Below are 13,904 nucleotides of genomic sequence, written 5' to 3' on the forward strand. Positions count from 1 at the left end.
GAGGGAACAAGATTACTTACGCAGACCGAGTTTTTCGATCAGTGCGCGGTAACGGTCGGCGTCCTTGCCCTTCAGGTAGGACAGCAGGCTCTTACGACGGTTAACCATCTTGATCAGACCACGACGGGAGTGGTGATCCTTGCTGTGTTCTTTGAAGTGACCGTTCAGGTCGTTGATGCGTGCTGTCAGCAGCGCAACTTGAACTTCCGGGGAGCCGGTGTCGTTTTGACCACGGGCGTTATCAGTGATAATGGCAGCCTTGGCTGCTTTTTCGATCGACATGCTATACCTTTCACAAGCGGTGTGCGGAGTACTTACCCTGCATACCGTGACTAACAATTAAAAACTGGCCGAAATGACCAGAGGCGCAAGTATATAGCAAAAGATCAGCAGATTCAAATACTTACCGGAAAAGCGTAGAATCATAGTCCTTCCGGGAAATTATTCCCGCAAACTCCTCTCCAACTGTTTATGAAACGCTTCATTCTCCCCGTTCTAGCTGCAGCTGCTCTGTCCCTGAGCGGTTGCGCCTCCCTGTTCGCGCCCCCGGTCAATCCCGGCGATACGGAACAGCAAGTTGTCGCTCGCCTCGGCCAGCCTACCGCTGTGTATCCCGACGGCAACACGCATTTGCTGGAATATGCTGCCGGCGCTTTCGGCCAGTACAGCTACATGGCGCGTATCGGCCCGGACGGCAGGTTGATTTCTTATCAACAAGTCTGGACCATGGAGAACTTCCGCTCCATCAAGGTTGATCAAGCAACCAAAAACGATGTGCTCCGTCTGGTTGGCCGCCCCACTGAAGTGACCCGCTATGCGCGCATTCCTTTTGAAGCATGGAATTACGGTTTCAAGGAAAGCGGTGTCTGGAATTCTCAGATGACCGTCTATTTCGATGCACAAGGCATTGTCCGCAAAGTGGAAAATGGCCCTGATCCGCGCTTCGACGACAGCCGCATGCGCTTCTGAGTTTTTTCGCCGTAAAAAAAGCCGCTTCGAAAAGCGGCTTTTTCTTTGTTCAGCGACAAACCGCATCGATCAGATCACGGTCGACAGCGCCAAGGTGAACAGCAAGGCCAGCACCGAAATGAGCGTTTCGCAGACCGTCCAGGTTTTGAAGGTTTGCGGCACGGTCATGTTGAAGTACTCCTTGACCAGCCAGAAACCACCGTCGTTGACGTGCGACAGAATCAGAGAACCGGCGCCGGTTGCCAACACCATCAGTTCAGGACGCGTACCGCCGACCGACATCACGATTGGCGCAACAATACCGCAAGCAGTTGTCATCGCAACGGTCGCAGAACCCGTTGCCACACGAATCAGCGCTGCCACAAACCAACCCAGCAGCAGCGGCGACAAATGCGCATCGGTAGCGATACCGACAATGGCCTTGGACACGCCGCCATCCATCAGGATACGACCAAAACCTGCGCCGGCCCCCACCACCAGCGTGATGCTGGCGATCGGCCCCAGACACTCATTGGTGAATTTCAGAATGGCATCACGATTGAAACCGCGCATCTTGCCGAAGGTGTAGAAGCTGACCAGTGTCGCAATCAACAGTGCGATCACTGAGTTGCCAATCAGGCGCAGGAAGTCGTTGGCAAAAGTCTTCGGCGTGAAGAACAAGTCGGCCCAGCTGCCGATCAGCATCAGCGCCACGGGTAACAGGATGGTGAACAACGTGATACCGAAACCCGGCAGTTCGCGCTTGGCACCACCTTGATCCACAAACTGGCCGATCAGCGGATTATCCGGATTGGGAATCACCACCTTGGACATCAGCTTACCGAAGATCGGACCGGCGATGATCGCGGTCGGGATGCCGACGATCAGTGCGTACAGAATCGTACGGCCGATATCCGCGTTATAGGCAGTCACTGCCAGCAGCGCCGCAGGATGCGGCGGAATCAGGCCATGCACCACCGACAAACCTGCCACCATTGGGATGCCGACCAATACCATCGAGGTACCGGTACGCTTGGCAACGTTGAACGCGATCGGGATCAGCAACACAAAACCGACTTCAAAGAACACCGGCAAGCCGACAATGAACGCAACCGTCATCATCGCCCAGTGCACGTTCTTTTCACCAAAGGCATTGATCATGGTGGTGGCAATGCGCTCTGCGCCACCAGACTCCGCCATCATCTTGCCCAGCATTGTACCCAGCCCGACAACCAGTGCAATGTGCCCCAGCGTGTTGCCGACGCCGGTTTCAAACGATTTGACGATCGTGCCCATCGGCATGCCGACAGACAAACCGAGGATCAGCGACACCACGATCAGGACGATGAACGGATTCATCTTGAACTTGGCAATCAACACGATCAATGCGATCACCGCGACGAGCGCGTAGATCAGCAACATACTTCCTTGTACTGCTTCCATTTTTTGGTCTCCTCACCCCAACCAGGGTGTTACTCAACTAGGTGATCAGCGCTTGAACTTAGCGCATGAACTTAGCGTTTAAACGCCACGCAATCCACCTCAACCTTGCAATCCACAACCATGGCCGATTGCACGCAGGCACGTGCCGGCGGATTGGCGCCGAAGTATTCCTTGAAGACCTTGTTGAAGGATTGGAAATCGCGGGTATCGTCCAGCCAGACACCGCAACGCACGACGTGCTCAGGACCGTAGCCGGCTTCTTTCAGGATTGCCAGGACGTTTTGAATAGCCTGATGCGATTGCGCGACGATGCCGCCATCAATCACTTCACCGTTGACCATGGCCACCTGGCCCGAGACGTACAACCAGCCGTCCGCTTCCACTGCACGTGCAAAAGGCAGATGCTGACCGCCGGTACCGGTGCCGCCGTCGACGCCATATCGTTTGATGCTCATTGTGTAACTCCTTCAGATTTCAGATAAATGATCCGGGTGCCGTGCTTTGATCACTTCGCCCCGGTGTTGCAATGAATTAATTTGCTGCAGCGTCGACTGCATCAGCCTGTATGCGATTGCGCGCGAGGAAACGTCCTGCGCGTTGACCGGTTGCCTTCTTGTCCTCACCGCGATACGACAGCACGCCGTTGACCCAGACTGCCTCAATGCCGTGTGCGGGTTGCATCGGATCGGTAAACGTCGCCGCATCGCGGATCGTCGTCGCATCAAACAGCACCAGATCAGCCCAATAGCCTTCCTTGACCAAACCACGATCGCTCAGGCCGAAGCGCGAAGCCGACAAACCCGTCATCTTGCGCACTGCCACGGCGAGCGAAAACAGTTGTTGCTCGCGGCTGTAGTAACCCAGCACGCGCGGGAAAGCGCCCCACAGCCGTGGATGCGGCAAAGGATCGTTAGGGAGACCGTCGGAACCGATCACCGTCGATGGATGGCGCAGGATGCGGTTGACGTCGTCGTCAGACATGCAGTGATACACGGCGCCTGCAGGCATCAGGCGACGCGCGGCTTCGCTCATGTCGACATTCCATTCCTCAGCGATCTTGGCCAGCAACTTGCCGCCCTGCTCCGGATGCGGCTCCGACCAGGTCACCTGAATATCGTAGGTATCGGTCACCTGCTTCAGATCCAGCGTGGACGAGCTGGCGGTGTAGGGGTAGCAATCGCAACCGACATGCTGATGCTTTTCTGCCTGTTCGAGTGCTGCCAATACTTCGCTGCTGCGCCCCCAGTTTTCTACGCCGGCGCATTTGAGATGAGAAATCACCACCGGCACGCGCGCATGCTTACCGATGCGGAACGCTTCGTCCATGGCGTCGAGAATGTCGGCAAATTCGCTGCGCAGATGGGTGGCGTACATGGCGCCGTATTCCGCCAGCGGCTCTGCCAGCGCCAGCACTTCTTCGGTCGGCGCATTGATCGCGTTGCCGTAGGCCAGACCGGTGCTCAAGCCCAGCGCGCCATGTTCCAGCGCCTCCGTCAGCTGATCACGCATGCCTTTGATTTCAGCATCAGTCGCAGCACGATCCAGCGTATCCATATGATTGCTGCGCAGCGCTGTATGGCCGATCAACGCAGCTACATTCACGGACGGTTGCGCCGCTTCGATCGCAGCCACATAGCTGGAAAATGTCGGATAGGAAAAGGCGCTGGATTGCCCCAGCAGATTCATCGGGTCAGGAGGATCGCCTTTGAGTGTCACTGGTGCGGCGCTGATGCCGCAATTGCCGACGACGACAGTCGTGACGCCCTGCGACAGTTTGGGGAACATCTCCGGCATACGGATCACATTGGTGTCGTCATGCGTGTGCGCATCAATGAAGCCCGGGCTCAGCACCTTGCCGGCGGCATCGATCACGTTATCGGCTTGCCAGCTGCCGAGGGAGCCGATAGCCGCAATGCGGCCATCAAGCACAGCTACGTCGGCGACAACCGGATCAGTACCGCTGCCATCGATCAGAAAAGCGTTGCGAATCAGCGTGTCGCAACGTTGGGAAGGTACAGAGGTAGTCATATCAATCTCCGAGCGGCTGGCGGTCACCGCCGCCGCGATGCATATCGAGTACATACTTGAGGCGCCGCAACTGCTCCTGGCTTCGGTCCTTTTGCAGCAGCGCCAGTTCCAGCACGAGCATGTCCAGCGCCATCATCATGGCGTAGCGCGACGACGATGGCTTGAAAATAAAGTCGGTTTCCAGCGCCTTGATCGGCAACAGCACGTCGACCATCCCTGCCAGCGGCGAACCCAGCGCGGTGATGCCGATCATCTTGACGCCATATTCCTTGGCGACTTCGCAGTTGGTCAGCATTTCCGGCACATTGCCGGTCGTAGAAAACACCAGCAACACATCAGCCTTGTCCAGCGTGGCGGCGACCATACGCTGCAACAAGGCATCGTGGTATGTTGCCACCGGACGCCCCAAACGCACCAGACGATAACGGGCCTCATCCGACAGCATGGTCGAACCGCCACCCATGCCAAATGAATAGATCATGCGTGCATCACGCAACAGCTCTGCAGCACGATGCAAGGCATCCGGATTCAACAGCGCGCGATTGACTTCGAGGACGGCATGTATATCGTTGTAGACGACATCGGCGAGCTCAGGAGGCTGCCCGGGTGGAATGGTCTTCACACCATCAAAAAAACGCTGACCGACTGCAACAGCCTGCGCCAGCATGAACTTGAACTCACGTACGTCGCGGCAACCCATCGCTTTGGCAAACCGCGTCACACTTGCCAGACTGACTCCGGCTTTTTGCGCAAGCTCGCCGATGCTGGCGCTGGCCGCGCTGGATAAATCGTTGAGAATTGCTTCGGCGACTTTTTGCTCTGCAAGCCGCAATTGTCCGCTACGCTCGGTAATGCGTGAAACAATGTCAAAAGCTTGTGCCATGGCGTTGAAATGAAGTCTCGGTGGTGGCTCCACGCTTCCCGACGGTGCTTTACAAGGCCTGTTTGGGGCGCGGAAGAATTTTCGTGTTAGTTTATAACACACTTCCAACATAGTAAATTCAGGACTATCATTACGTCAAATCAAATTTTTGAGGAGAAATTCAAGATGAGTGATACAAACTACCAAAACACTTGGCAAAGCGGCATCATCGATCCGCTGAATAAGGGTATCGGCACCCTCACGGCACCTGTTGCACCAAATGCAGCCAATGCCCTGCCCTGGAATCTCCTCAAAGAAGATCTGAGCCTGCCGACCGCCGTTTTGTATGAAGAGCGCCTGTCGCACAATCTGGACTGGATGCAACGCTTTGTCACGGAATACGGCGTCAAACTGGCGCCGCACGGCAAGACTACCATGGCGCCCAAGCTGTTTGCACGCCAACTGGCGACCGGCGCCTGGGGCATCACGCTGGCGACTGCGCACCAGACTCAGGTAGCCTACCACCATGGTGTGCGCCGCGTGCTGATGGCCAATCAGTTGGTCGGCAAGCAAAACATGAACATCATTTCGCGCCTGCTGGAAGATCCCTCTTTCGAATTTTTCTGCCTGGTCGATTCGGCTGATCTGGTCGATCAGCTTGGCCGCTTCTTCTCGGAGCGCAAACAAACCCTGAACGTACTGCTGGAACTCGGCCCCGTCGGCGGCCGCACCGGCGTGCGCAACAACGAACAGCAAGCTACCGTGCTGGCAGCCGTCAAACGCTGGGAAGGCAACATCGCGCTGTCCGGCATTGAAGTCTACGAAGGCGTATTAAAAGAGGAAGCCGATATCCGTCTGTTCCTGCAACGCGCGGTGCAATGCGCCAAGGATCTCGCCGGACAAGGCTATTTCAGCCATCGCTCGGCGCAAAAACCGGTGGTGCTGACCGGTGCAGGATCGGCCTGGTATGACGTGGTCGCAGAAGAATTCGCCGGCGCCGACATCGGTGTCCCGCTGGACGTCGTGCTGCGTCCCGGTTGTTATCTGACGCATGACGTCGGTGTCTATCGTGCTGCGCAGGAGCAGATCCAGACCCGCAATCCGGTGGCAAAAAAAATGCGCAGCGAATTGCTGCCGGCGCTGCAGCTGTGGGCTTACGTACAATCGATTCCCGAATCCGAGAAGGCCATCATCACGCTGGGCAAGCGCGATGCCGCCTTCGATGCCGGCCTGCCTTTGCCGGTCAAACGTTTCCGCCCCGGTCAGGATAAGGCGCCGGTCGAGTCACCGTCGCACTGGGAAGTCACCGGCATGATGGATCAGCATGCTTACCTGAAGATCAACGCAGGCGATGATATCAAGGTCGGCGACATGATCGCTTTCGACATCTCGCATCCCTGCCTGACGTTCGACAAATGGCGTCACTTGCCGGTGTTGGATGGCAAGTTCAACGTCATCGACATCGTACAAACCTTCTTCTAAGCAACGGCATCACATCATGAGCAATAAAATCCTCGCCTACGGCGAAGCAATGGTGGAGTTCAACCAAAGCATCGAAGATCCTCGCTATTACCTGGAAGGTTTCGGCGGCGACACCTCCAACTTCTGTATCGCAGCAGCACGCCAGGGCGCCGACACCGGTTATGTCAGCGCGGTCGGCGACGACCATTTCGGCAAGAGCCTGCAAGCCCTGTGGCAAACCGAAAAAGTCGATACGACACACGTCGGCGTGATGCCGGGCGTGGCGTCGGGCGTCTATGTTGTCACGCATGACGACGAAGGCCATCACTTCAACTACCTGCGCACCGGCTCCGCCGCCAGCCGCTACACCATCGAACAGTTGCCGTTGCACGCAATTGCCGACGCCAAGGTGCTGCATCTGTCCGGTATCAGCCTCGCCATCAGCGAAAGCGCCTGCGACGCCGGTCTGGTAGCCATGGCGCACGCGCGCAAGAACGGCACGCTGACCTCACTCGACACCAACCTGCGTCTGCGCCTGTGGTCACTCGAACGCGCCCGCGCCAAAATGGCCGAGGCCTTTACACTATGCGACATCTGCCTTCCAAGCTGGGAAGACGTCAGCGCGCTGACGGGATTGGACGACCGCGACGCCATCGTCGATAAATTGCTGGCCTATGGCATCAAGCTGATCGCATTCAAACTGGGTAAGGACGGATGTTACGTCGCAACGCCGACAGAGCGCCGTCTGGTCGCACCGCACGTCGTCGATGCGCTGGACGCCACCGGCGCAGGCGACTGCTTTGGCGGCGCTTTCGTCGCGCAGATCGTTGAAGGCAAGGATCCATTTACCGCAGCACGTTATGCCAACGTGGCGGCGGCGATTTCAACCACGGGTTATGGCGCCGTCGCCCCCATTCCCTTGGCAGATCAAGTCAATACCGTCGTGAGCCGCCTCGGCTGAGCACTACAGGTTCCACAATAAAAAGAGCGGCCAGGATCAAACCTGCCGCTCTTTTTTATTGCTGTGACGTTTATTGCATGGTTATTTGACCGTGCCAGTCACCCGCTTATGCATCAAGACTTACGCCGTGCCACCACCACCATGCCCAGTACAGGCTGCCGAATTTCTTCCCGTAGCACGGCGTCTTTGACATCAAGCAGTTCAAAACCAAATTGGTTCAGGCAGCGCTTCACATAACTCAGGCTGTGACGATAGCGACCGCTCGGGTGCAAAGAAAAACCAGCTCCTTGGTCTCCAGCTTCCGCATCACTCTCGACGGTGAACAAGAAATAACCTTTCTCTCTCAACGTACTCGCGACTGTCTGAAATACTTTTCCCAGGTCGCCGAAATAGATCATCGTATCCGCCGAAAAAACGAGATCCGCGCTCGCTGTCTTTCCGGTCATGTAATCGGTGATTTCCTGCTTGAAGAGATGATCGTAGCCGCCGCGCGCCTTGGCTTGTTCCAGCATCTTTCCAGATAGATCAACGCCGATCAGCGAACGCGCATAAGGAGCAATGATCGGCTCGCACAAGCCCGTGCCGCAGCCGATGTCGACCACATCGAATTGCTTGGCCGGTACGCCAACCACTTGCAATGCCTGCTGCATCAATTCCGGACCGCGATAGGCCAGGCTGTCGACCAGATTGGCGTTGAAGGTTTCCGCATAACGGTCAAAATGCTTTTCGATATAACTGTCCGACGCGCGTTCCGGCACGTCCTGTTGCGCACAAGCGGCAAACATATGGGCAGGAATCGGATTGTCCGGCTCTTCGCTCATCCAGTCGCGGTAGTGTGCCGCGGCCTCCTGCAAACGACCAAGGAAGTAGTACGAAATGCCGAGCATCTGCTTCGATTTGCCCTCATGCGGTGGCAACACAAACGCGCGGCACTGGTAATGCGCGCTGTTCATCTTGTCGCCAGCGGCTTCGTAGATATTCCCGAGATGGATCAGCGCCGGGCCAAAATCGGCATCCAGCTCAAGCGCCTGCTTGAAAGACTCAATTGCGCCATCCGTGTCGCCATGCTGCAGCTGAGACGATCCCAGGTTATTCCAGACAATGTGGTCATGCGGTGCTGCGTCCAACGATGCCTGGTAGGCCTCGGAAGCCTCTTCGAACTCGCGCAACGCAAACAATACGTTGCCGAGATCGTTATGCCAGGCGGCGTTATCCGGTTGCAGTGCGCAGGACAGGCGGATATTTTGCACGCCCTCTTCGTCCTGGCCGTTCTGATAGAGAAAAATGCCGAGGTAATGCAGTGCGATGGGATGCACCGGATCTTGTACCAATACCTCGCGATAAATTTTTTCTGCTTTTTGAAGATCGCCAGCGGTATGAAAACCAATTGCCTGCTCCAGCAACTGCAGCAGCGCTTCACTACCGGCCCCCACCTGGGAAAGAGAATCCATAAGCCTATTCCTGTGACGTAGAACCGCTGAAAAAATGCCGCCAAGGGCGACGCGCCTTGCCATTGGCGCTGGCATCTTATCAGCGACTTTTATTCTGATTCATCGATACGATTGCCCGGCAGCAACGCACTGAAATTCGAACCCTTCAGCACGGTGCGCAATGTTGAATTCGCAGGACAAGCGGCTGATCGTTCGTCGCAGGGACAGTTCATATTCTTACAATATTTTGTACAAGAAGCAAAAAAAGCTTTCCGACCCATGTCGGAAAGCTTTTTTAGTCGCGAAAGAGGGAAGGTTTAGCCCAGCAGTTGTGCGGTAATCACGCCCAACCTGCGCAATGCCTGATCCAGTTCACGCGTGAAAGGCTTGCCGCAGCACAGCCGCAAATAATGGTCAAAACGGTCTGAATTGGAAAAAATCACGCCCGGCGACACGCCGATGCTTTCATCCAATGCCGCTGCAAATACGGCCTTCGACGACAGCCCGCGCGGCAGTTCCACCCACAAGCCGACGCCGCCGTTGGGAACACTCAGCCGGGTTTCGTCGGGAAAATATTCTGCGATCGCCTCTGCCATCTGTTCGCGCTGGTCTTTCAGGCTGCTGCGCAGGCGGCGCAGATGACGGTCGTATGCTGGCGAACCCATGTAGTTGGCCGCAGTGATCTGCGTCCATTCCTCGTTGGCGCGGGTATAGGCGAATTTCAGCATCTTGACCCGCTCATTCCATTTGCCGCACGTCATCCAGCCCAGCCGCATGCCGGGCGCCAGGACCTTGTTCAGGGAGGCGCAATAGATGACGTTGCCGCTCCGATCCCAGATCTTGGCTGCCGACGGCGCTACGTCACCATCTGCCAGCTCGCTGTAAGCATCGTCTTCAATCAACGGCACCCCCTGCTGCTCGCACAGGTTGACCAGACGTTCCTTGTGACTGTCCGACATGATGCATCCCAGCGGATTCTGTAATGTCGGCACCACCACCACAGCCTTGATGTTGCCGTAAGTTTGAATAGCCAATTCCAACGCCTCGATGGAAATACCGGTATGCGGACTGGTCGGGATCTCCAGGGCGCGCATGCCAAGGCTTTCCAGTGTCTGCAGCAGTCCGAAATAGGTCGGCGACTCTACGGCGATCGTGTCGCCGGCCTGCGCCACGGCGCGCAGCGCCAGATTGAGCGCTTCGATGCAGCCATGCGTCACCACGACATCGTCAGCGCTGATGCGAATGCCGGCATTGAGCGCACGGCGTGCCACGACCTGGCGAAAATGGCTGTTACCGTTGATCGGCATGGGGCTGGTCAACAAGGTCGGCTGTTCACGCAAGGCTTTGATGGCAGCATTTTTCAGAGCATCGACTGCGTACAGTTCAGGTGCGCAACTCATGCCGCTCAGATCAATGGTGGGCGCCTTCAAATGCCGGCGCGCGATGAAGTCGGAAACTTGCTCGTGGATGCCGACATATTGTGCAGGGTCCAACGGTGCAGAGATATTCGGCTCGCCCACCGGACGAATTTGCGCACGCCGCGGCTGCCGGACGAAATACCCGGAGCGCGGACGTGCCTCCAACCAGCCCCCCTCTTCCAGATAGCGCAAAGTCTGCAGCGCCGTGGATAAACTGACATGCTGCTGCCGCATCAGGTCGCGTACCGAAGGCATGCGATCACCGGCAGCCAATGTTCCTGCCTGAATCGCGGAGAGATAGTGTTCTGCCAGACGTCGATAGATTGGCTGACTCGGTTGCTGTGACTGACCAGACGAATTCAGTTGGCCGGCAGCAGTCGGCACGAGTTCGGACAAAGCTTGCGGCGTTGGGCCGGTATTGAGAGGTAGTGGTTGCATGTCCATGAGTGAATCTTCAGCGTTCTTCCCCTGCAGCGATAGATACAGAGCCCTCGAAAACAGACGATAACAGATCAGAAAAACGCCTGCTGTTTCGATTCACATCGCCACAGCCTGTGCCTGTTTCGTAAAAGCTGTTCTGCCTAAACTATCCCTACGCCAACCAACAGGAAAACATCATGCGTACAGAAGACAGGCAAGCGACTCCCACCAGAATCCAACTGAGCGCCGGACAAAGCCACACCATCTGGACTGCCCGCGACACCGTCCTGTTTGTGCAATCCGGCAGCATCCGTCTGCGCGAATCGCCGGAGTGGATGAGCGAAACCATCCTGAAAACGCTTTCCACTTTGCAGGAAGGCCAGCACTATCAGACCGAGCGCAGCGGCTGGACTTGCTTATATGCAACCCACACCACAGAGGTGCTGTGCTATGCCAGCCTCAAACCGCGCTATTTTTCACTGGACTTCATCGTACGCCTGGTGAGTACGCCAACCAGATGGCTACGCAGCATGGCAGCACAACTGATGACATCGAAATAACAGCGGGCGAACAGCACAGGCATGGCCCAAGCGGCTTACCTGTGCCACATCAAAGTAGTGCCAAAAAAATGTCAAATCAACCCTGAAGAATGTGTGTGTATTGCAATAAAGGCATTACACTACTGCATCACCATACCTCTTCATCGTTATGCAGAATGAAATCCGCTCCACAGACGCTGCCGCACTAAGCACCTCCAACACACCAAGCAGTGACGACTTCATCAGCGCGGACATGTTTGAGCTGGCTCCCGTTTCGATGTGGCTGGAAGACTTCAGCGGCGTCAAAAAACTGCTTGATGAATGGCGTACCGCCGGCGTCACCGATTTGCGCAGCTATCTGCAAGCAGACCTCTCACGCGTACATGCCTGCACACTGAATATCCAGGTGTTGCATGTCAACAAAAAGACGCTGCAGTTGTTCGAAGCCGATGACATTGCCCATCTGATCGCCAACCTTGACAAGGTTTTCCGCGATGACATGCTGCACACCCATATCGAGGAACTGCTGCAAGTCTGGGAAGGCAAAACAGAATTCTCCAGCCATAGCGTCAACTACACGCTGTCCGGAAAGCGCCTCGACATCCAGCTCAATGCACGTATTCTGCCGGGCTATGAAGACAGCTGGGGCCGCGTGCTGCTGGCCGTGGAAAACGTCACCGAGCGCGAAACCGCTCGCCGCAAGCTGACACATAGCGAAGATTACGCCCGTGGCTTGTTCGAGTATTCGCCGATTTCTCTTTGGGTCGAAGACTTCAGCCAGGTCAAACGCCTGTTCGGCGATTTGCGCCAGATCGGCATCAAGGATTTTCGGGTTTTCACCGATGTGCATCCCGAGTTCGTCGAGCGCTGCATGCAGGAGATCAGGGTCATCGACGTCAATCAGCAAACGCTGACGATGTTCCATGCCCCGGACAAGACGACTTTGCTGTCGCGTCTGAGCGAGGTATTCCGCGACGACATGCGACCGCATTTCAACGAGCAGTTGAGTGAACTGTGGCATGGCAACCTGTTCCATCAACGCGAAGTGGTGAACTACGCGCTCAACGGCGAGCAATTACACGTGCACTTGCAGTTCTCGGTTTTTCCCGGCCATGAAGAAGACTGGAGCCTGGTGCTGGTCGCCTTGACCGATATCACCGCCCGCAAAAAAGCAGAGGCCTATCTGGAGTTCCTCGGCAAGCACGACGAACTGACCAAGCTGCATAATCGCGCCTTCATGGTCGACGAAATGAATCGGCTGGAGCGCAAGGGACCGTTTCCGGTCAGCGTCATCATGGCCGATCTTAATGGTCTCAAAGAAGTCAACGATCAGCTTGGCCACGCCGCCGGCGACGCCCTGTTGCGTCGTGTCGGCGAGGTATTGGGCAAAGCCGCCGACAAACCGGTGTATGCGTCGCGCATCGGCGGCGATGAATTTGCCATCCTCATGCCGGCCACCGATGACCGAGGCGCAGCGGCCATGATGGAAAACATTCAAAAGCTGATCGACATCAACAACCAGTACTACTCCGGCTCAGTATTAAGCCTGTCGATGGGCGCCGCAACCAGTCAGCACGGCGAACGCCTGGAATCCACCGTGCAGCGCGCCGACGCGCTCATGTATGAGGACAAGCGTTCTTACTACGCCAAGGTGCCTGCACATGACCGGCGCCAGTCTGCAGACGAATGATCTCAAGTCGTTTTGAACTGCAGGTCGGCGATGAAACCATCGTCGGCGATGTTCTGGGCGAACCGCATCATCTACACGCGTTGTTTTTGCATGGCGCAGGCCAAAGTGATCGTCTGCGCCAGCGCCTCCTGCGAGAAGAGCTTGCGCAATACGGTTTCGGCAGCGTCGCACTGGATTTTTCCGGGCACGGCGAGAGCAGCGCCAACAGCCCCGGCTCACTGAAGAAACGCCTGCAGCAGGCACAAGCCGTATTGGCGCATACCGACGCCGGCGGCACTATCCACACTGTCGTCGGCACCAGCATGAGCGGCGAGATTGCCTTGCGCCTTGCCTGCGGCATGGGCAGTCGCATCGATCACGCTGTTCTCATCGTCGGCGCCATTTACGGCCGTGCCGCCTTTTCGACCCCATTCGGCCCGGAATTCTCAAGCATCATCCGTCAGCCGTATAGCTGGCGCGATGCAGAAACACTGGAATTGATTCGTGATTATCGAGGTAGTTTGACCCTGATCAGGGCATTGGAGGATGCAGTCATTCCGCATGATGTGGCCGACTTGCTGGAACAAGCCGCGGTGTCGGCACGCTTTCGGTGCATCATCGATCTGCCGGAAACCGATCATCGCGTCAGCGAAAAAATGGCCAACGACGCTGCGCTACGCCAGCGCATCGCGGCCGCGATCAAAACCAAAGACTGGAAGTAACGT

The 13,904-nt window shown here is 56.5% G+C and carries 13 protein-coding genes; 6 read left to right on the forward strand and 7 right to left on the reverse strand.

Annotation, left to right across the window (positions count from 1 at the left end; genetic code table 11):
• Positions 1 to 12: 12 nt before the first annotated feature.
• Entirely contained in the window at positions 13 to 282 is a 270-nt protein-coding gene (rpsO, locus tag hmeg3_RS13860) for a 30S ribosomal protein S15 (protein WP_007881925.1), read from the reverse strand.
• A gap of 189 nt (positions 283 to 471) precedes the next feature.
• Between rpsO and hmeg3_RS13865 the strand changes: the two genes are divergently transcribed.
• Complete coding sequence (locus hmeg3_RS13865; protein ID WP_094564240.1) at positions 472 to 969, forward strand: outer membrane protein assembly factor BamE; 498 nt, start codon at positions 472 to 474, stop codon at positions 967 to 969.
• A gap of 69 nt (positions 970 to 1,038) precedes the next feature.
• Here hmeg3_RS13865 and hmeg3_RS13870 read toward each other — a convergent pair whose 3' ends face one another.
• The 4 genes from hmeg3_RS13870 to hmeg3_RS13885 form a co-directional block, all read right to left on the reverse strand.
• Complete coding sequence (locus tag hmeg3_RS13870; protein WP_094564241.1) at positions 1,039 to 2,391, reverse strand: GntP family permease; 1,353 nt, start codon at positions 2,389 to 2,391, stop codon at positions 1,039 to 1,041.
• 71 nt (positions 2,392 to 2,462) lie between these two features.
• Positions 2,463 to 2,846: a RidA family protein gene (locus tag hmeg3_RS13875; RefSeq protein ID WP_094564242.1), complete on the reverse strand. Its 384-nt coding sequence runs from the start codon at positions 2,844 to 2,846 to the stop codon at positions 2,463 to 2,465.
• Positions 2,847 to 2,922: 76 nt separating this feature from the next.
• Positions 2,923 to 4,419: an amidohydrolase family protein gene (locus hmeg3_RS13880; RefSeq protein WP_094564243.1), complete on the reverse strand. Its 1,497-nt coding sequence runs from the start codon at positions 4,417 to 4,419 to the stop codon at positions 2,923 to 2,925.
• Position 4,420: 1 nt separating this feature from the next.
• Positions 4,421 to 5,302 carry a MurR/RpiR family transcriptional regulator gene (locus hmeg3_RS13885; protein ID WP_094564244.1) on the reverse strand — a complete coding sequence of 294 codons (882 nt, stop codon included), beginning with the start codon at positions 5,300 to 5,302 and terminating at the stop codon, positions 4,421 to 4,423.
• A 165-nt stretch (positions 5,303 to 5,467) separates the two neighbouring features.
• Between hmeg3_RS13885 and hmeg3_RS13890 the strand changes: the two genes are divergently transcribed.
• Both hmeg3_RS13890 and hmeg3_RS13895 read left to right on the forward strand, forming a co-directional pair.
• Entirely contained in the window at positions 5,468 to 6,763 is a 1,296-nt protein-coding gene (locus tag hmeg3_RS13890) for an amino acid deaminase (protein ID WP_094564245.1), read from the forward strand.
• Between the two features lie 16 nt (positions 6,764 to 6,779).
• On the forward strand, positions 6,780 to 7,703 hold the full coding sequence (locus tag hmeg3_RS13895) for a sugar kinase (RefSeq protein WP_094564246.1): 924 nt from the start codon (positions 6,780 to 6,782) through the stop codon (positions 7,701 to 7,703).
• Between the two features lie 113 nt (positions 7,704 to 7,816).
• Here hmeg3_RS13895 and hmeg3_RS13900 read toward each other — a convergent pair whose 3' ends face one another.
• Positions 7,817 to 9,154 carry a tetratricopeptide repeat protein gene (locus tag hmeg3_RS13900; RefSeq protein WP_094564247.1) on the reverse strand — a complete coding sequence of 446 codons (1,338 nt, stop codon included), beginning with the start codon at positions 9,152 to 9,154 and terminating at the stop codon, positions 7,817 to 7,819.
• 296 nt (positions 9,155 to 9,450) lie between these two features.
• Complete coding sequence (locus hmeg3_RS13905; RefSeq protein WP_369828824.1) at positions 9,451 to 10,995, reverse strand: PLP-dependent aminotransferase family protein; 1,545 nt, start codon at positions 10,993 to 10,995, stop codon at positions 9,451 to 9,453.
• A gap of 173 nt (positions 10,996 to 11,168) precedes the next feature.
• Between hmeg3_RS13905 and hmeg3_RS13910 the strand changes: the two genes are divergently transcribed.
• The 3 genes from hmeg3_RS13910 to hmeg3_RS13920 all read left to right on the forward strand — a co-directional run bounded on the left by hmeg3_RS13910 (position 11,169) and on the right by hmeg3_RS13920 (position 13,901).
• The gene (locus hmeg3_RS13910) at positions 11,169 to 11,531 is read left to right on the forward strand and encodes a hypothetical protein (RefSeq protein ID WP_094564248.1); all 363 of its coding nucleotides are present in this window, start codon (positions 11,169 to 11,171) and stop codon (positions 11,529 to 11,531) included.
• 148 nt (positions 11,532 to 11,679) lie between these two features.
• Entirely contained in the window at positions 11,680 to 13,200 is a 1,521-nt protein-coding gene (locus hmeg3_RS13915; RefSeq protein ID WP_094564249.1) for a sensor domain-containing diguanylate cyclase, read from the forward strand.
• Positions 13,197 to 13,901, forward strand: coding sequence for an alpha/beta fold hydrolase (locus hmeg3_RS13920; protein ID WP_094564250.1), 705 nt, complete (start codon positions 13,197 to 13,199; stop codon positions 13,899 to 13,901). Before hmeg3_RS13915 ends, hmeg3_RS13920 begins: the two co-directional genes overlap by 4 nt.
• The last annotated feature ends 3 nt before the right edge of the window (positions 13,902 to 13,904 follow it).

The organism is Herbaspirillum sp. meg3 (genome assembly GCF_002257565.1).
Taxonomy (GTDB): domain Bacteria; phylum Pseudomonadota; class Gammaproteobacteria; order Burkholderiales; family Burkholderiaceae_D; genus Herbaspirillum.